The following is a 19,470-nucleotide window of genomic DNA, read 5'->3' as shown; positions in this document are numbered from 1 at the left end:
ACTTGTCCTTCGCGGACGGCGTCGGGCAGCGTTCTCGTGTGCCCGACACCCAGCCCGATACCCAGCCCGAGGCCCAGCCCAAGACCCCGCCCCGCTCACCTTGGCGTATCGCCGACTTCCGCATCCTCTTCGCCGCGAGCACCCTCAGCCAGCTCGGTACGAACGTCAGTTACGTCGCCGTCCCGCTGATCGCCGTCACCGCACTGGACGCCGGTCCCGGACAGGTCGGCGCGCTGGCCACGCTGAGCACGCTGGCGTTCCTGCTCATCGGGCTGCCCGCCGGGGCCTGGGTGGACCGGATGCGGCACCGCCGGGTGCTGATCGTGGCGGACCTGGCCCGCGCGGTGCTGTACGCCTCCGTCCCGCTCGCCTGGTGGACGGACACCCTCACCTTGAGTCAGCTGTACGCCGTCGTCCTGCTGAACGGCGCCGCGACCGTCTTCTTCGACGTCACCTCCCAGAGCACCCTGCCCCGCCTGGTCGGCCGCGAGGCCCTCGTGCCGGCGAACGCGGTCATGGTCGCGCTACAGGCGGTGAGCAACGTCGCCGGGCGCGGCGCGGGCGGCGCCCTGGTCCAGTTCCTCACCGCCCCCGTGGCCGTCGTGTGCACCGCGGCGGCCTATCTGGCCTCCGCCCTCCAGCTCACCGCCATCCGTCACAAGGAGGGACCGAAGGGCCGGAACCAGAAGACGAGCCTGAGGGCTCAGATCGCCGAAGGCCTGCGGCACGTCTTCGGCAATCCGGAACTGCGCGCCCTCGCTCTCACCGCGGCCCTCACCAACCTGGGCATGCAGATCATCAACACCATGCTGCCCGTCCTCTTCGTCCGCGAACTCGACCTCCCCGCAAGCGCGTTGGGCCTTTTCTGGGCAGCGGGCGGCCTCGGTCTCCTGATCGGCGCCCGCTGCGCCCGCCCCCTCGCCACACGTCTGGGCTACGGCCGGTCCCTCGGGCTGGCGGGAGTCGTCCTGGCGCCCGCCGCGCTGCTGGTGCCGCTCGTCGACCGAGGTGTGTGGCTGTGGCTCGCCGGTGCGGGCTGGACGCTGGCCCTGTTCAAGACCGGCACGGACAACGTCCTCGGTGTCAGCCTGCGCCAGCGGATGACCTCGGACGACCTGCTCGGCCGTATGAACGCCACCTTCCGATTCGTCCTGACCGGAGCGCTCGCGCTCGGCGCCGCGGTCTCGGGTCTGCTCGGCGAACTGGCCGGGGTGCGCGCCACGTTGTGGGTCGGCGGGGCGCTGCTCGCGGCGGCCTTCCTGCCGGTCTTCCTCTCCCCGGTCCGCACCCGACGCGAGCTCCCGCACCACGCCCCGGTCACAGCGCCCGCGCCACAGCCCCGCTGATCCGGTCCACGTCGGCCGCGGACGTACGCCAGTTGCTGAACGCCGCCCGCAACCCGGGAGTCCCGTCGTACACGGTCGGCGTCACGAACGCCTCGCTGGTGGCCGCCACGGCCCGCGCCAGCGCGTCGACCCGCTCCTGAGTCGGATCGTCGGCCAGGGTGAAGCAGACGACGTTCAGCCGGACCGGGGCGAGCAGCCGCAGCCCGTCGGTCGCGGCGATCCGCTCCCCGAGCTCCCGGGCCAGTGCCACGTTCCGCTCGACGATCTCGCGATGCCCGTCACGGCCGTACGCCATCAACGAGAACCACGCCGGCAAGGCCCGCAGCCGCCGGGAGTTCTCGGGGGTGAGGTGCACGAAGTCGGGCTCGCCGACCGGCAGTCCGAGGTACGGCGACGCGTTGTGGAAGACCGCCACCTGAAGATCCCGGCGGCGGGTGAACTGGACGGCCGCGTCATAGGGCACGTTGAGCCACTTGTGCAGGTCGACACAGACCGAGTCGGCGGCGTCGAGACCGTCGACGAGATCGGCGTACGACGGGGAGAGCGCGGCGAAGCCGCCGAACGCGGCGTCCACGTGCAGCCAGAAGTCGTGCCGTTCCTTGAGGGCCGCGACGGCCCGCAGGTCGTCGAAGTCGACGGTGTTCACGGTGCCGGCGTTCGCCACGACGATCGCCGGGCGGCCGTCCAGCGCGGACAGCGCGGCGTCCAGCGCGGCCACGTCCACGGCCTCCCGGTTGCCGGGCAGCACCGGCACGGTCCGCAGCCGGTCGCGGCCGATGCCGAGCACGGACAGGGCCTTGCCGATGCTGGAGTGCGGGCTGCCGGACAGCACGGGGACCGGGCCGAGGGCGGCCGCCCCGTCGCGCGACACCGACACGCCGAGCCGCTCACCGAGCCACTCGCGGGCGACGGCGAGCCCGACGGTGTTGGACGCGGTCGCCCCGGTGACGAACGCCCCGCTGTGCGCCTCGCCCAGCCCGAACAGCTCGCGCAGCCAGCCCACCGTCTCCCGTTCCAGTGCGGTCGCCCAGGACCCCACCGCCCCCGAGCCGTTCTGGTCGTACGCGCTGGTCAGCCAGTCCCCGGCGACGGAGGCGGGTGTCGCGCCGCCCGTGACGAAGCCGAGGTAGCGCGGCCCCGCCGAGCCCGAGAAGCCGGGCGCCCACCGTTCGGCGAACCACGTGAGAGCGCCCTGCGCCCCGGCGCCTCCGGTCGGCAGCGCCTCGCGGTCGGGTGCCTTGTCGAGGTGGACGACCGGTCGCTCGGACAGTCCGGCCAGCTCACGGGCGGCGAGGTCGCGGGCGGACTGGAGGAGTTCGGGGAGCCGGGAGAGGTCGTCGGCGAGAGTACGGTGCATGAGGGGCAGCGTAGAAGGGAGCCGCCGTCCACGGTCTGGTCCACTTGGGGCAGACTGGACCGATGACCACGGGATTCGCCGCCGCCCTCGGCGCCTGGCGCGACCGGCGCGGACCACTGGTCCAGACGCTGGCCGCGGCCGTGCGCGAGGCGGTCGTCGACGGCCGGCTGCCCGCCGGGACCGCACTGCCGTCCGAGCGGGAACTCGCCCGTGTCCTCGGCATCAGCCGCGGCACGGTCGTCGCCGCCCTCGCCCTGCTGCGCGACGACGGCTGGCTGCACACCCGGCACGGCAGCGGCAGCCAGGTCCGGCTCCCCGCCCGGCTCACCGAACGCACCACGCCCTGGTCCCTGGACCGCGGCGGAGCGGGCGACGCGGACCTCGACCTCACCCTCGCCCTCACCGCCGCACCCCACGAGGCCTATCTCGCCGCCCTCGCCCGTGCCGCGGAACGCAGCGCGGCCCTCCTCGTCGACTCGGGCATCGCCACCGCCGGACTGCCACGCCTGCGCGAACTCCTCGCCGACCGCTACACGCGCGAGGGCCTCGCCACCCGCCCCGAACAGATCCTCGTCACCTCCGGCGCCCAGGCCGCCCTCACCCTGCTCCTCGGCCACCTCCACACCGACCGCAGACGCCCCGTCGCGGTGGAGACCCCGTCCTACCCGGGCGCCCTGGCCGTCCTGCGCGCCCGCAAGACCCGTCTCCTCCCCGTCCCCGTGACATCGGACGCAGGCTGGGACACCGCGCACCTCGCGACCGCCGTCCGCACCCGGAACCCCCAACTCGCCTATCTGATCCCCGACTTCCACAACCCCACCGGCGCCCACATGGACGCCGCGACCCGCGCCGAGGTCGCCCGCCTCCCGCTCCCCGTCATCGCCGACGAGACGATGCGCGACCTCGACCTGAGGACGCGGCCCGGAGCCGAGCCCCATCTGGCGGGACCCCGGGTGATCCAGATCGGCTCGGCGAGCAAGACCGTATGGAGCGGGCTGCGGGTCGGCTGGATCCGCGCCACCGCCGATCTCGTACGACAACTGCGCCAGAACCCCCTCCAGTCACAGCTGTCGCCACCACCCCTGGAACAGCTCATCGCCGTGGAACTGCTCGGCGACGGACTGGACGAGGTGCTCGCCGACCGCCGGGCCAGGCTGCGCGTCCAGCGCGACCACCTCGCGGCACTCCTCGACGGCACGGGATGGACGTACACGGTCCCGGACGGCGGTCTGTCGCTGTGGCCGCACCTCGGCCCGACCACCTCGGCGACCGACCTCGCGGCCCGGGCCGCCCGGCTGGGCCTGGCGGTGACGCCCGGCCCGCACTTCGCGGCCGACCGCACCACGCTCAGCCACCACCTGCGCCTGCCGTTCACGGCGACACCGGACGTCCTCGGCCGCGCGGTGCACCTGCTGCGCCGCTCTGCCGAGCAGGAAGTTCACCGTTTCGTCACAGCCTGACCCGGCATACAACCGCAACCCCCGCGCACCGGTCTAGCAGGCAGATCGCAGGACAGGACAGGCAACGGAGGGGCCCGCCATGGGGGACATACGCAGACGAGGGGCCGTCGCCCTCGGAATCACCGGACTGATAGCGCCGCTCACGCTCGCGCTGGGCACCGCGCCCGCACAGGCGGCCACCGCCTGCACCACGCAGACCGGGCCGTACCAGAAGCAGGTCGAGAAGTTCCTCGGCCGGCCCGTCGACGGCAAGCAGTCCGCCGCCGACTGCAAGGCCATCCAGGCCTTCCAGAACAAGCACGGCATCACGCCGAACGCCGGCTACGCAGGTCCCGTCACCTGGGGCGTGATGGACCTGATGAACAAGCAGAAGGCCGTCGGGAACAAGCCCAACAAGGACGGCAAGTGCCCGACGAACAAGGGCCGTATCGCCTGCGTCAACCTCACGCTCCAGCTGAGCTGGATCCAGGACGGGTCCACCCTCGTCTACGGTCCGGTGCCCGTGCGCACCGGCCGCGACGGCTACGAGACCCGCACCGGTCTGAAGAAGATCTACTGGCGCGACATCGACCACGTCTCGTCGATCTACGACGTGCCCATGCCGTACAGCCAGTTCTTCGACGGCGGCCAGGCCTTCCACTCGGTCAACCTCAGCATGTGGAACCCGCCCGGCTCCCACGGCTGCGTCAACATGACCAAGACGACCGCCAAGAAGTACTGGTTGCTGCTGAAGAAGGGCGACGACGTGTACGTGTACGGCCGCAAGCCGGGCACCTGAGAGTCGGTACCCGGCTCGCCGCCCACGCGTCACTGAGGCGCGTCCCCGAAGTCCGGGATCTCCAGCCGGGCACCGCCCTGCCGCGCGGAGTCGTGCGCGACGATGCCCGGCAGGGTGTAGCGGGCCGCGACCCACGCGTTCACCGACGGCAGGGTCCGGGTGTTGACCGCGGTGACGAAGTCGTCCACGAGGAAGTGGTGGCTGCCCTCATGGCCGTTGTGGAGGTTGTCGAACTCCCGGGGCAGCCGGGAGCGGTCGTGGACGGGGGCCGAGCCGGACGTGAAGGCGGCCCGGAGGTCCGGTGCGATGTGCTGGAGTGACGGGTCGTCAGGAGACAGCGTGGGCTTGGGTTCCAGCAGTTCGCTGATGTCCTTCACACCGTTCTTGTCCTGCCACAGCGCGAAGGTCGCGAGCTGCTCCATGCTCCCCTCCGTGCCGAAGAAGCGGAAACGGGACTCACGGATGTGGGAGGGGTAGCCCACCCGCCGGAACTCGTTGGTGCGGAACGATCCGCCGCCGGCCACCTCGAACAGCGCGGTGGCGTTGGAGATGTCGTTGCCGAACTGGCTGACCTCCTTGTCGAAGACGCCGTCGTCCCGGTCGTCGACCACGCCGATCGCCGACACGCTGACCGCGTGCGTCTGCCAGGCGCCCAGCACACCGCCCACCGAGTGCGTCGGGTACAGCAGCGGGGGATAGCTGGCGGTCGCCTTCCAGTTCTCGCCGCCGCTGTACTGGTACGCCTCGTAGAACCCCAGGTCCATGTCGTGGACGTAGTCGCCCTCGGCGTAGAAGATCCGCCCGAAGGAGCCCTCCGCGATCTGGTTGCGGGCGTGCACGGTCGCCGGGTTGTACTGGCTGGTCTCGCCCATCATGTACGTCAGTCCGGTCGCCCGGACCGCGTCGATGATGGCCGCGATCTCGTCCCTGGTGATGGCCATGGGGACCGCGGAGTACACATGCTTGCCGGCGTTGAGGCCCTGCACCACCAGCGGGCCGTGCGTCCAGCGCTGGGTGAAGATCGCGACCGCGTCGACCGCCTTCGACTCCAGCATCGCCTCGTAGGAGGGGAAGGTGCCCGACAGGCCTTCGGCGGCGGAGAGTTGTTCGGCCCTTTCCGGGAGGAGATCGGTGACGTAGACGTCGCTGACGCCGGGGTGGGCCAGGAACAGTTTCGCGAACTGGCCCGAGAACTGCCCGGCGCCGACGATGCCGAGGGAGAACGTCATGGGGTGGGTGCCTTTCACTGGCCGAGGATGAAGTTGATCTGGTCGTTGGTCTTGGTCAGGCCGCTCACGGGGGCCCCGTTGGCGAAGACGTCCTGCATGGCCGGGCGCATGAGGGCGTACACGTCCGCCGCGTAGTCGGTGATGGGGAAGGAGAAGATCATGGAGTTCTTCTTGTCGGTGACCGGTTCGGTGAAGGCGGACACGTCGATGCCCTTCTTCTTGTACGCGGCCACGGCGGCCTCGGTGCCCGAGGGGGTGGCCGGGAAGACGATGCCGTAGCCACCGACGGTCTTCTGGCACGCGTCGGAGGCCAGGTACTTCACCCACTTCTTCGCGCCCTCCTTGTTGTGGGCGTTCTTGGTGACCGAGTCGGCGAGCCCGTTCATCATCGTGGCCCGCTTGCCGCTCGGGCCGGTCGGCGTGGGGGCGGTGCCGACCTTCAGGCCCTTGGTGCCGTAGTACGTCGAGATCATCCAGGCTCCGTCGAAGGAGGCCGCCGCCTTGCCTGCGGCGACCTGGGCGTTGGCCGGGTTGGCGCCGTCGGTGTAGTCGGTGAAGGGGGCGAGGTAGCCCTTCTTCGCCAGGCCGAAGTACCAGTCGATCACCGACTGGAAGGTCTTGCTGTCGTATTGGTACTTGGTGCCCCAGCGCGCCTTGTCCGTGTAGTGCCAGCCGGCGGATTCGACGAAGGGGCTCCAGGTGGTCTGCCCGTCGCCGTCGCCCGCGCCGCCCGTGGCGAGGCCGTAGACCTTGACGTTGTTCTTGTCGAAGCCGGGCTCGTCCCCGCGCTTGCCGTTCTTGTCGACGGTCAGGTGCGCGATGGCCTTCTCGAAGGTGCCGCCGTCCTTCGGGTTCCAGGCGAGGGTGTTGAGCTGCTCGGCCGTGAGCCCGGCGTCCTTGACCATCTTCTGGTTGTAGAAGAGGGCCACGGTGTCCCAGTCCTTGGGCGCGCCGTAGCGATGGCCGTCCTGGCCCGTCCAGTTGGCGCCGAGGCCGGCCTGGTAGGCGGAGTCGTCGATGCCCAGGTCGTCGAGCGGTTCGAGCACCTTGAGGTCGGCGAACTGGCCGAACTTCTGGATGTGGTCGGTGAAGACGTCCGGCTCGGTGCCGGCGATGAAGCTCGCGGTGAGCTTGGTCCAGTAGTCGGCCCAGCCCATCTGGGTGATCTTGACGTCGAGGCCCGGGTTCTCCTTCTCGAAGCCCTTCGCGCAGGCCTGGTAGGCGGGCAGCTGGTTGGCGTCCCAGAGCCAGTACGTCACGGTGTTCGCGCCCGACCCGGCCGCGCCGCCCTGCGCGCACCCGGACACCAGGGACAGGGCCAGCGCTCCGGTCACCGCCACTACGGTACGAATTCGCATTCCGGTCCCCTTACTTGACGCCGGTGAAGCTGATGGTGCTGACGATGCGGCGCGCGAAGGCACCGAAGAGGACCAGCATCGGGAGGGCCGCGATGAGCGTGGCCGCCATCAGGCCGGACCAGTCGTAGCCGGTCTGCGGTGTCTGTGCCCGGAAGATGGCGAGGGCCACGGTGAGCACGCGTGAGCTGTCGCTGTAGGACACCATCAGCGGCCAGAAGTAGTCGTTCCAGGAGGTGATGTACGTCAGCACGCCGAGCGTGAGGATCGGCGTGGACGCCATCGGCAGCATCACCCGGAAGAAGATCCGGATCTTTCCGGCTCCGTCGAGCAGGGCGGCCTCCTCGACCTCCCGGGGCACGTTCATGAAGAACTGCCGCAGGAAGAACACCGCGAACGGCGTCATGAACATCGTCGGCAGTGCGATGCCCAACAAGTTGTCGACCAGGCCGAGTTGCTTGATGAGCACGAAGTTCGGCAGCAGGGTGAAGATGGCCGGGACCATCAGGCCGGCCAGGAACAGCCCGAACACCTTGTCCCGTCCGCGCCAGCGCAGCCGGGCGAAGGCGTAGGCGGCCATGGCGGAGAAGAAGATCTGGCAGACGGTGATCAGGGTCGAGACGACGACCGAGTTGATCAGATAGCGCCAGAACTTCAGTCCGCCGCCGGATCCGCCCTGGGCGATCGCCTCCTCGGTGGACTGCAGGCCCAGCGCCCGCTCGAAGCCGCCGGTGGTGAAGTCCACCGGCAGCGGGTCGCCGGGATGGGCCGCCAGGGCGGTGTTCGAGGACAGCGCGGTGCGCAGGATCCAGTAGAACGGCAGCAGGGTCACGAGGATCATCGCGGCCATCGCCACCCAGGCGACGACCCGCCCGAGGGACGGGCGGCGTCGGACAGGACGTACACGGGGCGCCGCGGGTGTGGTCGGCGCGGTGGTCACAGCAGCCATGTCGGTGTCTCCCCTCTCCTCAGCCGAGATCCGTCTGGCCGGCCCGCGTGAGCCGGTACTGCAGGAAGGTGATCGCGCTCAGGACGACCAGCAGGGCCACCGACATCGCGGAGGCGTAGCCGAACTGGAAGCGGCCGAACGCGGCGCCGTAGATGTAGAACTGGAGCACGTTGGTCGCGTTGGCCGGACCGCCGTTGGTCGTCACGGCGACCGTGTCGAACACCTGGAACGAACCGATCACGGTCATGATCAGCACGACCGCCAGGACCGGCCGCAGCAGTGGCAGGGTGATCCGCCAGAACATCCGCCACTCGCTCGCGCCGTCCACCTTCGCGGCCTCGTACATGTCGTTCGGAATGGCCTGGAGCCCCGCGAACAGCAGCAGCGCGGTGTACCCGACGTGCCGCCACACATTGATCAGGGCGATCGTCGGGATCGCCCAGGTCTCGTCGGCCAGGAACGGGATGCGGTCGAGACCGAGCCCCGCGATGATCTCGTTGCCGATGCCGAGCTGGGTGTCCAGGATCCAGAGCCAGACGATGCCCGCGACCACGTTCGACATCAGATACGGCGTGAGCACGATCCCGCGCAGCACCGCCGACTGTGTCAGCCGCTGGAGCAGGACGGCTATGGCGAGCGCCGAGACGGTCTGGATGCCGATGTTGATGACCACGTACTCGACGGTCACCGTCAACGAGTCCCAGAAGATGGGGTCGTGGACCATCCGCGTGTAGTTGTCGAGGCCCACCCACTCCGCCGGGGTGAGCAGGTTGAAGCGGGTGAAGCTCAGGTAGATGCCCCGCAGCGTCGGCCAGAGCAGGAAGACCAGGAAGCCCAGCAGCGCCGGCGCGATGAACACCGCGGCGAGCCGTCCGTCGCCCCCGCCCTCGCGAGCCCGCGCCTTCCGGGTCCTGGGTTTGGTCGCTGCCCCCTCGGCGCCGCCCAGGGGCAGACGCGACGGTGGGCTGCTGGAGGCGATGGTCATCGGGAGACTCCCTCGTCTGCGGCTCATCCTCGGGCCACTTACTTTTGTGGCGAAAGAATCCAGACGTCAAGAGGCGTGCAAACATCTTTTCCAGGCCACCGTGAGCGCCATAGAGTGGTCATGTTGCTTTTATCGCGAAAGAAACCTGATGGGGGAGACTGACCTGCATGACCGCAGTAGCCGCCAGCTGGCATCCCCTGAGCCCCGGTGAACGCTCGGTGGCGATCGAGGTGCTCGTCAACGGACCGCTCTCGCGCAGTGAGCTCGCCCGGCGCCTCGACCTGTCCGCGGGCAGCCTCACCCGGCTCACCAAACCCCTCATCGAGTCGGGCCTGCTGATCGAGGTCCCCGAGGCGGGCGCCCCGGCCGAGGTGCGCACCGGCCGCCCCTCGCAGCCGCTCGACGTCGTCGTCGAGTCCCGCTCCTTCATCGGCTTCAAGATCACCGACGACATGGTCTACGGCGTCGTCACCACCCTCAGAAGCGACATCGTGGCCCGCCACGACCGCCCCCTGGCCACCCATGACCCGGCCGAGGTCGCCGACCTGCTCGCGGAGATGACCGACGAGCTCTCCCGCGCGCACGGCTCACCTCTGGCCGGCATCGGCATCGGGGTGGGCGGCCTGGTCCGGCGGCGTGCCGTGGTGGGCGAGTCCCCGTTCCTGCACTGGCGGGACGTCCCGCTCGCCGAACTGGTGGAGGAGCGCACGGAGTTGCCGGTCGTGCTGGAGAACGACGTGGCCGCCCTGGTCGAGGCCGAGACCTGGTTCGGGGCCGGTCGCGGGCTCGACCGTTTCGTCGTCCTCACCATCGGCGCCGGTCTCGGCTACGGACTGGTGCTGGGCGGGCACCGGGTGCCCTACGCCGAGGAGGACCGGGGCTTCGGGCGGCACTGGATCGTCAACCCCAACGGCCCGCTCACCCCTGAGGGGGAGCGTGGCAGCGCCGTCTCGTTCCTGACCATCCCCAACATCCGCTACCAGGTGCACGCCGCCACCGGCCGCGACCACACCTACGAGGAGATCCTCGCCCTCGCCGCCGCGGGCGAGCCCATGCCCGCCCGGGTCATCGACGAGGCCGCGCGCGCCCTGGGCACCCTGGTCGCCCAGATCTCCAACTTCGCGATGCCGCAGAAGATCCTGCTCGCCGGCGAAGGGGTCGGCCTGATGGACGTCGCGGGCAAGTCCGTGGCCGAGGCCGTGCGCGCCGGACGGCACCCGCTGGCCGCCCCCGTCGACCTGGAGACCAAGGTGTCCGACTTTCACGACTGGGCCCGCGGAGCGGCCGTCCTGGCGATCCAGGTGCTGGTGCTGGGCACCGCGGAAGGGTGAGTTCCGCCACGGGCGGGCGCCCTAACTGCCTGGCCTGCCTTGACAGATGCACGTGATCAGCGACACGGTCCGAAATGCCCGAATTACTCGTACTTACTCACGCCGCCTTCACCTCCGCGGCCGTATGCTTCACATCATGTCCACCACTGTTGAATCCGCCTTCGATAGGACGGCTGACGAGGTCAACGAGGAGATCAGGGCCCTGTGGCTCCGGTCGGGCGGGACACTGAGCGTCGAGCAGCGCGAGGAGTACCAGCGGCTCGTCCTGGAGTGGGCCGCCGCGGCCCCGCAGCCGGTCTGACGCCTCCCCCCTCGCCAGGCCACCTACGGCACCCGCTCGCACGGGTGCCTTTTTCATGCCCCGATCCCCCCTGCCCCGGCCGACGCCGGGGCCCCCTCAGCCTCAGCCCCAGGTCGCCGAGTAGTACCGCTGATACGCCTTGCGGTCCTGCTCGGCACGGATGTACCGCGTCGCCACCAGCGCGATCAGACTCCCCCCGATCACCAGCAGCCCCGGTCCGATGTTCCGGGTGTCCGTGAGCCGGGCCAGCAGCGTCTGCGTGGTCGTGCCGATGCCCGAGGCGGGCGCCGTGGAGCCCGGCGAGGCCGCGCCCGGGGCGATCGCGCCCTGCGTGGCCGCCGCGGACGGCGCCGGCGAGGCACCCTGCTGCCCGGCCCCGGCCTGCTGCTGCGACACGATGATCTGGACCCCGAGCTCGGTCATCGCCTTCGTCACCGGCTGGAAGAACGTCGTCCCGCCCGTCGTACAGTCACCGCTCCCGCCGGACGTCACACCGAGCGCGATCCCCTCGGAGAACATCGGCCCACCGCTGTCCCCGGGTTCGGCGCACACGTTCGTCTCGATCAGCCCGGTGACCGTGCCCTCGGGGTAGTTCACCGTCGCGTTGAGCGCCGTGACCGTACCGTCGCGCAGCCCGCTCGTACTGCCGCTGCGGAACACCCGCTGCCCCACGGTCGGATCGGAGACGCCCGTGATCCGTACGCCGTTGCCGTTCCCGATCGCCACGACATCGGCGCCGTCGCCCGCCTTTCCGCCGTCGTACTGGACGAGCGAGTAGTCGGCCCCGGGGAAGTTCTGCTCGATGGTCCTGCCGATCTGCGTCCGGCCCCGGTTGTCCGCGAACCACACGGAGCCCGTGGGGCCGCAGTGCCCGGCGGTGAGGATGAAGTCGCTCTGCCCATTGGTCACGTTGAAGCCCGCCGAGCAGCGCCCGGCGGTCGACAGGATCGGCTGCGCCCCGTTGACCCGGGTCGTGAAGGTGCCCTCGGTGCGCTCCATGCGGACGAAGCCGCCGATGCTCTCGGCCAGTCGGGTCATCCGGGACCAGTCGGCCGCCGAGACGGTGCTGTCCGCCCGGACCACCACCTCGTTGGTCCGGTAGTCCGCGGCCCAGGACGTGCCGGCCACCCGGGGCGCCGAACGCAGCGTGCCGGTCGCCGACTTGAGGTCGTCCATGCTGTGCCGCACCACCTTCGCGGTGGCGCCCGCCTTGCGCACCTGGGCGGCGGTGTCCTTGTCGGTGACGGCGACGACCGGGCGGCCCTCGGCGTCGATCCAGGAGCCCGCCGTACGGGACGTGCCGAGCTTCGACACCAGGTCGGAGCCCGTGGCGGAGGCCGACTGCGCGGTCGTACGCGGCAGGGCGGAGGCGTCCGCGGGCTCGCTCGCCACGGCACGCGTGACCATCACCGAGCCGAGAAGGAGTCCGCCGACGGCGGCCAGCCGTGTCACTCGCCGGACCATCCGTCGTCGTGCGTGCCTCATGCATGGCTCCCGAACCCCGAACAGCACGGCATCAACACCGCGAGGCGCTCCGGTAGTCGAGCACCCTCCTGTCATACGCGGCCCGGGGCGTCTGCGTTCACCTCTTGCGCCCCACACCGCCGTACATCGCCACCCGCTGCGGCTCGACGCCGTGCACTCGCTCGGGACGCCAGCGCGAGCACGACACCACGCCCGGCTCCAGCAGGTCGAGCCCGTCGAAGAACCGGGCCACCGCCTCCGGCGGGCGCTGGGTCAGCCGGGGCGTGCCGTGCGCGTTCCAGAACCGCACGGCCTCGTCGACATCCGGCATCGACGGATGGACGACGGTGTGCGACAGCACGAGATGGCTGCCGGACGGCAAGGCGTCCATGAGCCGGCGCACGATGCCGTACGGGTCCTCCTCGTCGTCGATGAAGATGACCACGCCGAGCAGCAGCAGGGCGACGGGACGGCTGAAGTCCAGCGTTGCGGCGGCCCGTTGGAGGATCTGCTCCACATTGCGCAGGTCCTCGTCGAGATGGTCGGTCGCTCCCTGGGGCGTGCTGGTGAGCAGCGCGCGGGCATGGGCCAGGACCAGCGGGTCGTTGTCGACGTAGACGATCCGCGACTCCGGCGCCAGGCGCTGGGCGACCTCGTGCGTGTTGTCCGCGGTGGGGAGACCGGTGCCGATGTCGAGGAACTGGCGGATCCCGGCCTCCGTGACGAGATACCGCACCGCGCGTCCCAGGAACAGCCGGTCGGCGCGCGCGTACTCGCCGATGCCCGGGTGCAGTTCACGGATCCGGTCACCCGCCGCGCGATCGACCTCGTAGTAGTCCCCGCCGCCCAGCCAGTAGTTCCAGATCCGCGCCGTGTGCGGTTGCAGGGTGTTGATCCGCCGGCGCAGGGTCGCGGCGAGGTCCTCGGCGTCCGTCACAGGGCTCGGGTCTCCTGGAATGCCTGGTGCGGTACTTGGCGTACGACGTCAACCGGCAATCTAGACGGCAAAGTTGATGTTTGGTGAGGGGGCGGCGGCACTTTCCGTGCTTTTCGCGAGCGAGGCCCAGCTGTGCGCGTCGCCCCACACCGACGTCGGACCCACGAACGGGCGCAGCAACGCGATGAGCGCCGGGTCCGCCCGGCCGTTCAGCTCGTCGGAGGCCAGCTTGCGGGCGATCCCGGCGAGGAAGTCGGCCAGCAGGATCCGCGGGTCCCAGCGCGCCTGCACCAGCTCCATGCCGGCGAAGGCGATCCCGGCCCGCGCCGCCTGCTCCTCGATCCACGCGACGCGCTGCTCGGTGAGCATGTTCTGCCGGTCGTGCACCACCCGCACGGTCCGCCCGCCCGCGCTCCAGTGCGCGACCGTGTGCACGATGGCGGGCAGCAGCGGATTGAGTACGGGGATCAGCGGCGGTCCTTCGAACAGGCCCGCCCGGTAGGCGTCGGCGCGGGGCCGGGCCGCCGCGAGCCGCTCCAGGACCTCCATGCGGGGATGCGCGCGCCGCAGGTCGTCCACCGTGCGGAAGAACCCGTCCACCGGACCCTCCACCGTCCCGTCGACCCGTACCCGCAGCAGCCGGTTGGCCGCGTCGAGGAAGCCCCGCCACGGCTCCTCGCCGAACTCCCGCCGCCCCTGCCGGTACAGCGCGAGCGCCTCCGTCCCGTCGTCGAGCAGCAGGTCGACGGTCCGGTCCACGACGAAGTACGCCTTCTCGGTGAGATGGACATGGGCGTGTCCGTCGATCGGGCCCGAGGGCGAGAGCAGCCACTCCAGGACGTCCCGGTGCTTCTCCCGCAGCACATGGTTCGCCTTGTACTCGGTGGCGGGTGAGCGGATCCGGTCCCGGACCTCCTGGACGTACGCGGCGGCGATCTCCGTCGGCATGGACACACTGCCGTGCGCGAACACGTCGGTGTTGCCGCCGGTGAGGTTCTCCCCGTCCGACCCCGACTCGTCGCACACGACCTCCAGCGTGCCCCGTACGCCGTCCTCAGGTTTCCAGGTCACGGAGAAGCCCCCTGTCCGGTGCGTCACCACCAGCATCCCCCGGACGAAACCAGAGGTGAACCGAATTGTTCGCGCCCCCTGGAGGCGCTCGCCCGGTGATCCCTGCCTAGACTCCCCGCCATGAGCGACACGCCGCTGGACCGGCTCGGTGCCGGGAAGTACCTGCTGATCACCAGCTACCGCAAGAACGGCAGCCCCGTCCCCACCCCGGTATGGGTGGTGCGCGACGGGGACGCCCTCGGCGTGTGGACGGTCGCCGACTCCTGGAAGGTCAAGCGGATCCGGGCCCGCGCCGACGTCCTCGTCGGCCCCTGCGACCTGCGGGGCAACCCGACCGGCGACCCGGTCCCGGCCACCGCCGAGATCTGCGACGCCGAGACCAGCGCCCGCTACCGCGGGCTCATCGCCCGCAAGTACGGCATCACCGGCCGGCTCAGCCTCCTCGGCAGCCGGCTGCGCCGAGGCGTCGACGGCACGGTCGGCATCCGCATCACGCTGTGACGGACGCGGACACGGCCAGGGGGCACGGACCGACCGGTCCGTGCCCCCTGACTCTGCTGCGCGGGCCGGCTATGAGGCGTCCAGCACCGTCCCTGTCAGCACCGGGCGATCGGGCAGCGGCTCGGCGTCGTAGTCGGTGAGCGCCAGGCGCAGCGACTCGGCCGGCTCGGCGACCTGGTCCCGGATCGTCACGACATCGAAGTCGACGCTCGTGCTCCCGGCCGGGATGTTGAGCCACACCCACAGGTTCGCCCGGGACAGCGGCCGCTCCGGGTCCGGCACGTCACCGGCGTAGTCCAGCAGCCACTGCGGGTCCACGTCCTTGGTGGACAGCTCGGCGCCCTCCGTCACCGGCAGCACGCGTACGGGCTGCCAGATCTCCACGGCGGCGGGCTCGGCCAGCGACAACCGCCACGTGAGCGTCTCGCCCTCGCTGACCCGGTCGGCGACCGGGTTCAGGGTGATCACCGGCTCGGGGTCGTCGTTCTGGACGGTGATCCCGCCGCGGTGGGCACCCACGACGGCACCCCGCACCGCCTTCACCGCGATGTCGTGCTGCACGTCGTAGCCGAAGGTGGTGTCGCCCTTGACCTCGACCGGCACGTCGACGGCGTCGCTGCCGGGCTTCACCGTGACCAGTTTCTGCGTGCCGGCACCGGAGTCCGGGTCGAGGACGTACACGCGGACCTGGCCGCTGCCGTGTCCGGAGACCCGTACCGGGATCCGGTAGGTGACGGTGCCCGAGTCGCCCTCCTTGACGACCGTGCGGCCGACGTCGACGCGCGGCAGGGCCGCCGCCTTGACCGCCGGGGTACCGGGGGCCCAGCCCCAGGCGTCCATCAGCCAGGCCTGTCCGGAGCCGGAACGCGGGGTCAGCGCAAGGGACTTGATGTGCTTGAGGTCGAGTCCCGCGCGGGTGGCGGCGGTGAGCGGTACGCGCACCTCGCGCGCCCAGTAGGAGGAGGTGCGGTCGGAGCCAGGCAGGCCGTCCACCTGGACGCCGCCGAGATCGGCCCTGCGGCCGGAGGCGTCGGTGACGGACACGTCGAGCTTGGTGCCGGTGGTGTTCGGGGGAACGAAGACCCGCAGCGCGAGCTTCTGCGAACCGGCCAGGGACAGCGGCTTGACCGGGGTGATGCGAGCCGCCGTACCGGGCGCCGACCACTTCAGGTCGACCGCGCGGCGGCCGGTCTCCCGTTCGGTCTCCCACCAGGCGAAGTGCGGTGAGGAGCCTGCCGTGTCCGGGGCCAGACAGGACACGGCGGGGTCGGGATCGATGGCCTCGCACAGCCGGGCGCCGGTCACCTTCACCGGACCGTCCGGCAGGAATCCGCCCACGCGCCGGCCGCCGACGGCGTGGGTCAGCACCCGGGCCGGGTCGGCGGACGGAGCCCGCTTGCCGGAGCCGTCGAGCAGTGGACGCACCCGGTCGTCCCCGGCGAGGAACAGCCGCGCCGCGGCGGCGATGTAGGTGGCGCCCGCCTTGTGCTGCTGGTCGGCGGTCAGCCGGGTCGCGGTGCCCGGATCGCACACCGGGTCGGGCTGCTCCTCGTCCGTCCCGAAGTCGTCCCAGGCGGGCGCCTCGGCCTGGCCCGGAGTCCACTCGCTGTTGAAGTAGTTGTGGTTGGCGCCGACCATGTAGACCGCGCTGTGCAGCGCGCCGCCGCGGCTGATGCCGCGCGTCCCGTCGGCGTACACCTCGCCCTGGAGGTCCGACACATCGCCGTCGCAGCCCGGCAGAAGGGTCACGGACGGCACGTCCGCCACCGGATTCTGGCCGAAGATCGTCGGTCCGATGAGCACGGTGCCGCGCACCTTCCAGCGCACCGGGCCCCGGTAGCCGTCCTGGGCCGCGGGCGGCGGGTACAGGCTGTCCATGGCGGCCCGGTTGACGCCCTCGCCGCCGCGCGAGTGCCCGACGAGCAGCACGCGGGACAGGTCGGCCTTCGCGGCCTGGCGCACGGCGGCCGGGGCGGTGCTCGGCCGGGCGGTCCAGCCGGCCCAGCGGGCGAGATGCTGCCGCACCAGCGAGGAGCGCGCCTGGGCGCCGGCGTCATCGGCGTCCGCGTCCTGGGCGTTGATGCCGTTCGCCGAGATCGACACCGTCACATAGCCCTGGGAGGCCAGGAGTCGCTGGTCGCGCTCGTAACCCCGGTAGCTGGGGATCGACTTGTAGCCGTCCGGGCAGGGCCACTCACCGGTCACGTCGTCCTCGGCACCCGGCTTGTAGCAGGTGGAGTGGCGGCCGTGCAGGAACAGTGCGAGCGGTCGCGCGCCTGTGGCGCCCTTGGGGGCCACGACCTCGGCCCGCATCTCGATCGGTTCCTTGTAGCCGGGCAGGCGCACCGGGTCGAGCTCGTACTCCCCGCTGACCGTGCGGTACGAGCCGGGCTTTCCGGGGTCGACGGAGTTCGCCGGCAGCGCGGCCGACTGCTTCGGGGCGACTCCGGAGGCCTTGCCCTCGTCATCGGCGGCGTCCAACCGGCGGCCGGCGGCCGTCACCTGAAGGTCCGTCAGTCCAGCAACGGCGGCGGCGTCCGCCAGGTCCAGTCGGAAGGTCCGGCCGTCCTTCGCCGGCTGCGGCACGCCGAGCAGCCGGTCCCCGGCGCGGAACTCGACGCGGGCGTTTCCCATGGGTATGTGCTCCGGAGCGCGCCAGACCAGCTTGCGCGCCGCCCCTTCGCCGTCGATCCGCCAACCAGGCGGCAGACCGTTGTCGTCACTCGCACTCAACGTCCCTGTATCGGGCGGCTGTTGAGCCTGTACCGGTCCGGGCGAGCCCGCCAGGGCCGCCAGCACCGCCACGGCGGTCACACATATTCGCCGGGCACGGATCAAGGTTCACTCCTCAAAACCCAGAGCGCGGGCGTCCCGTCGGTCCCGGAAAGCCTCTCGCGTCACAGAGGACGGGCAAGGAGCGGCTGTGGGTTGTCTGTGAGGAGGGGCGAGTGATGGCCGAGGGATGCGATCAAGCCAGCGGAGCGGGCACAGGACTGGTGTGTCCTACGACGGGAAAGGCCCCCACAATGAGCCGAACTCCCCTTCTCCGCGCGGCAGTCGTCGGTACCGGCCACCGCGCCCAGATCTACACCCGGGCCCTCGCCGCCCGCCCGGGCCACCAGGTCGCCGCCCTGTGCGATCCCAGCCCGACCCGGATGGCCTTCCACAACCGGCTGCTGGCCGAGGCCGGTGAACCCGCCGCCACCCAGTGGGAACCCGAGCGCTTCACCGACCTGCTGGCGAAGGAGGACATCGACGAGGTCGTCGTCACCACCGTCGACGCCGCCCACGACCACTACATCGTCCCCGCACTGCGGGCTGGCTGCCGCGTGGTCACCGAGAAGCCGATGACCGTCGACGCGGACCGCTGCGCCCGCATCCTGGACACCGTCCGGGAGACCGGCAACTCCCTGACCGTCGCCTTCAACTACCGCTTCAACCCCGTGCACGAGAAGGTGCGCGCCCTGCTCGCCGGCGGCGCGATCGGCGAGATCGTCTCCGTCCACTTCGAGTGGCTCCTCGACACCCGTCACGGCGCCGACTACTTCCGCCGCTGGCACCGGGACAAGCTCAGCAGCGGCGGGCTGATGGTGCACAAGGCGAGCCACCACTTCGACCTGGTCAACTGGTGGCTCGCCGACGCACCGCACGAGGTCTTCGGCTACGGACGACTCGCCTTCTACGGCAGTGCGGCGGGCGAACGCCACGGGCTGCGCCGCGACTACGAACGGGCCCACGGAGCCGAGCCGGCCGCCGACGACCCCTTCGCCCTGGACCTGGCGGCCGACGACACACTGCGCGCCCTCTACCTGGACGCCGAGCAGGACGACGGCTACGTCCGGGACCGCAACGTCTTCGGCGAGCCCGTCACCATCGAGGACGACATGGCGGTCCTGGTGCGCTACACGAGGGGCGCGACCATGACGTACCACCTCACCGCCTACTCGCCGTGGGAGGGCTACCGGGTCATGTTCAACGGCAGCGCCGGGCGGCTGGAGCTTGAGGTCGAGGAGAGCCGCTGGCAGCGGCCGTCGACGCGGATCACCTCCGGCGCCGGAGCACTGCACGGGGACACTGCCGCGGAGCACGCCGGAGGTGCGCGGCTGGTGCTGCGGCCGCTGTGGGAGCCACCGGTCGAGGTGCCGCTCGTCACCGCCCACGAGGCGCACGGCGGGGGAGACCCGCGGATGCTGGACGCGCTCTTCGGTCCCGTGGACCCGGGCACGGCGACGGGGGAGGGGACGCGTCCGACGGCCACGGAACGCGACGGAGCCCTCGCACTGGCCGTCGGGCTCGCCGCCAACCGGTGCTTCGAGACGGGGCGGCCCGTGGCCGTGCGGGCGCTGATCCGCGGGGTGTGGGACGACTGAGGTGATGCGCGGGGTGGTGGGGTACCGGGAGACGGC

At 71.0% G+C, this 19,470-nt stretch carries 16 protein-coding genes; 7 read left to right on the top strand and 9 right to left on the bottom strand.

Annotated elements, in window-relative coordinates:
• Nucleotides 1-38 precede the first annotated feature (38 nt).
• Nucleotides 39-1,346, top strand: coding sequence for an MFS transporter (locus tag ACFY0U_RS36385; protein ID WP_388643163.1), 1,308 nt, complete (start codon nucleotides 39-41; stop codon nucleotides 1,344-1,346).
• Here the strand turns inward: ACFY0U_RS36385 and ACFY0U_RS36380 are convergent.
• Nucleotides 1,318-2,703, bottom strand: coding sequence for a pyridoxal phosphate-dependent decarboxylase family protein (locus ACFY0U_RS36380; RefSeq protein ID WP_388643161.1), 1,386 nt, complete (start codon nucleotides 2,701-2,703; stop codon nucleotides 1,318-1,320). The two genes, ACFY0U_RS36385 and ACFY0U_RS36380, sit on opposite strands and share 29 nt — an antisense overlap.
• Nucleotides 2,704-2,765: 62 nt before the next feature.
• On the opposite strand from ACFY0U_RS36380, the gene ACFY0U_RS36375 reads away from it, so the two are divergent.
• Nucleotides 2,766-4,163: a PLP-dependent aminotransferase family protein gene (locus tag ACFY0U_RS36375; protein ID WP_388643160.1), complete on the top strand. Its 1,398-nt coding sequence runs from the start codon at nucleotides 2,766-2,768 to the stop codon at nucleotides 4,161-4,163.
• A gap of 79 nt (nucleotides 4,164-4,242) precedes the next feature.
• Nucleotides 4,243-4,941, top strand: coding sequence for a L,D-transpeptidase family protein (locus ACFY0U_RS36370; RefSeq protein ID WP_388643157.1), 699 nt, complete (start codon nucleotides 4,243-4,245; stop codon nucleotides 4,939-4,941).
• Between the two features lie 29 nt (nucleotides 4,942-4,970).
• Here the strand turns inward: ACFY0U_RS36370 and ACFY0U_RS36365 are convergent, their stop codons facing one another.
• The 4 genes from ACFY0U_RS36365 to ACFY0U_RS36350 are packed head-to-tail and all read right to left on the bottom strand — an operon-like array spanning nucleotide 4,971 to nucleotide 9,459.
• Nucleotides 4,971-6,170 carry a Gfo/Idh/MocA family protein gene (locus tag ACFY0U_RS36365; protein ID WP_388643228.1) on the bottom strand — a complete coding sequence of 400 codons (1,200 nt, stop codon included), beginning with the start codon at nucleotides 6,168-6,170 and terminating at the stop codon, nucleotides 4,971-4,973.
• Between the two features lie 14 nt (nucleotides 6,171-6,184).
• Nucleotides 6,185-7,528 (bottom strand): ABC transporter substrate-binding protein, encoded by a 1,344-nt coding sequence (locus ACFY0U_RS36360; protein ID WP_388643155.1) that lies wholly within the window; start codon nucleotides 7,526-7,528, stop codon nucleotides 6,185-6,187.
• A 10-nt stretch (nucleotides 7,529-7,538) separates the two neighbouring features.
• A complete protein-coding gene (locus ACFY0U_RS36355) occupies nucleotides 7,539-8,474 on the bottom strand; it encodes a carbohydrate ABC transporter permease (protein WP_388643152.1) in 936 nt (311 codons plus the stop codon).
• 19 nt (nucleotides 8,475-8,493) lie between these two features.
• Entirely contained in the window at nucleotides 8,494-9,459 is a 966-nt protein-coding gene (locus tag ACFY0U_RS36350) for a carbohydrate ABC transporter permease (protein WP_388643150.1), read from the bottom strand.
• Between the two features lie 167 nt (nucleotides 9,460-9,626).
• Here ACFY0U_RS36350 and ACFY0U_RS36345 point away from each other — a divergent pair, with 167 nt between their 5' ends.
• Together ACFY0U_RS36345 and ACFY0U_RS36340 are read left to right on the top strand one after the other, a co-directional pair.
• The gene (locus tag ACFY0U_RS36345; protein ID WP_388643149.1) at nucleotides 9,627-10,790 is read left to right on the top strand and encodes an ROK family protein; all 1,164 of its coding nucleotides are present in this window, start codon (nucleotides 9,627-9,629) and stop codon (nucleotides 10,788-10,790) included.
• Nucleotides 10,791-10,926: 136 nt separating this feature from the next.
• Entirely contained in the window at nucleotides 10,927-11,091 is a 165-nt protein-coding gene (locus ACFY0U_RS36340) for a hypothetical protein (protein ID WP_388643236.1), read from the top strand.
• Between the two features lie 102 nt (nucleotides 11,092-11,193).
• On the opposite strand, the gene ACFY0U_RS36335 is transcribed toward ACFY0U_RS36340, so the two are convergent.
• The 3 genes from ACFY0U_RS36335 to ACFY0U_RS36325 form a co-directional block, all read right to left on the bottom strand.
• Entirely contained in the window at nucleotides 11,194-12,576 is a 1,383-nt protein-coding gene (locus ACFY0U_RS36335; protein ID WP_388643147.1) for a S1 family peptidase, read from the bottom strand.
• 97 nt (nucleotides 12,577-12,673) lie between these two features.
• Nucleotides 12,674-13,492 carry an SAM-dependent methyltransferase gene (locus ACFY0U_RS36330; protein WP_388643144.1) on the bottom strand — a complete coding sequence of 273 codons (819 nt, stop codon included), beginning with the start codon at nucleotides 13,490-13,492 and terminating at the stop codon, nucleotides 12,674-12,676.
• Nucleotides 13,493-13,552: 60 nt separating this feature from the next.
• Entirely contained in the window at nucleotides 13,553-14,563 is a 1,011-nt protein-coding gene (locus ACFY0U_RS36325) for a hypothetical protein (protein WP_388643142.1), read from the bottom strand.
• Nucleotides 14,564-14,683: 120 nt separating this feature from the next.
• Here ACFY0U_RS36325 and ACFY0U_RS36320 point away from each other — a divergent pair, with 120 nt between their 5' ends.
• Nucleotides 14,684-15,064, top strand: a complete 381-nt coding sequence (locus ACFY0U_RS36320; RefSeq protein ID WP_388643139.1) for a PPOX class F420-dependent oxidoreductase — start codon at nucleotides 14,684-14,686, stop codon at nucleotides 15,062-15,064.
• A 69-nt stretch (nucleotides 15,065-15,133) separates the two neighbouring features.
• Here ACFY0U_RS36320 and ACFY0U_RS36315 read toward each other — a convergent pair whose 3' ends face one another.
• Nucleotides 15,134-17,878, bottom strand: coding sequence for a hypothetical protein (locus tag ACFY0U_RS36315; RefSeq protein ID WP_388643138.1), 2,745 nt, complete (start codon nucleotides 17,876-17,878; stop codon nucleotides 15,134-15,136).
• Nucleotides 17,879-18,090: 212 nt separating this feature from the next.
• Here ACFY0U_RS36315 and ACFY0U_RS36310 point away from each other — a divergent pair, with 212 nt between their 5' ends.
• On the top strand, nucleotides 18,091-19,434 hold the full coding sequence (locus ACFY0U_RS36310) for a Gfo/Idh/MocA family protein (RefSeq protein ID WP_388643135.1): 1,344 nt from the start codon (nucleotides 18,091-18,093) through the stop codon (nucleotides 19,432-19,434).
• Nucleotides 19,435-19,470: the final 36 nt, after the last annotated feature.

Source organism: Streptomyces sp. NPDC001536 (assembly GCF_042894505.1).
Classification (GTDB): domain Bacteria; phylum Actinomycetota; class Actinomycetes; order Streptomycetales; family Streptomycetaceae; genus Streptomyces.
The sequence above is the reverse complement of the archived record's forward strand: the minus strand, read 5'-3'. Positions and strand labels throughout refer to the sequence as shown.

What these genes read in the sequence shown, in the direction of transcription:
- ACFY0U_RS36380 (WP_388643161.1), bottom strand. Translation starts at nt 2,703, where the DNA reads ATGCACCGTACTCTCGCCGACGACCTCTCCCGGCTCCCCGAACTCCTC.
- ACFY0U_RS36375 (WP_388643160.1), top strand. Translation starts at nt 2,766, where the DNA reads ATGACCACGGGATTCGCCGCCGCCCTCGGCGCCTGGCGCGACCGGCGC.
- ACFY0U_RS36370 (WP_388643157.1), top strand. Translation starts at nt 4,243, where the DNA reads ATGGGGGACATACGCAGACGAGGGGCCGTCGCCCTCGGAATCACCGGA.
- ACFY0U_RS36365 (WP_388643228.1), bottom strand. Translation starts at nt 6,170, where the DNA reads ATGACGTTCTCCCTCGGCATCGTCGGCGCCGGGCAGTTCTCGGGCCAG.
- ACFY0U_RS36360 (WP_388643155.1), bottom strand. Translation starts at nt 7,528, where the DNA reads ATGCGAATTCGTACCGTAGTGGCGGTGACCGGAGCGCTGGCCCTGTCC.
- ACFY0U_RS36355 (WP_388643152.1), bottom strand. Translation starts at nt 8,474, where the DNA reads ATGGCTGCTGTGACCACCGCGCCGACCACACCCGCGGCGCCCCGTGTA.
- ACFY0U_RS36350 (WP_388643150.1), bottom strand. Translation starts at nt 9,459, where the DNA reads ATGACCATCGCCTCCAGCAGCCCACCGTCGCGTCTGCCCCTGGGCGGC.
- ACFY0U_RS36345 (WP_388643149.1), top strand. Translation starts at nt 9,627, where the DNA reads ATGACCGCAGTAGCCGCCAGCTGGCATCCCCTGAGCCCCGGTGAACGC.
- ACFY0U_RS36340 (WP_388643236.1), top strand. Translation starts at nt 10,927, where the DNA reads ATGTCCACCACTGTTGAATCCGCCTTCGATAGGACGGCTGACGAGGTC.
- ACFY0U_RS36335 (WP_388643147.1), bottom strand. Translation starts at nt 12,576, where the DNA reads ATGAGGCACGCACGACGACGGATGGTCCGGCGAGTGACACGGCTGGCC.
- ACFY0U_RS36320 (WP_388643139.1), top strand. Translation starts at nt 14,684, where the DNA reads ATGAGCGACACGCCGCTGGACCGGCTCGGTGCCGGGAAGTACCTGCTG.
- ACFY0U_RS36310 (WP_388643135.1), top strand. Translation starts at nt 18,091, where the DNA reads ATGAGCCGAACTCCCCTTCTCCGCGCGGCAGTCGTCGGTACCGGCCAC.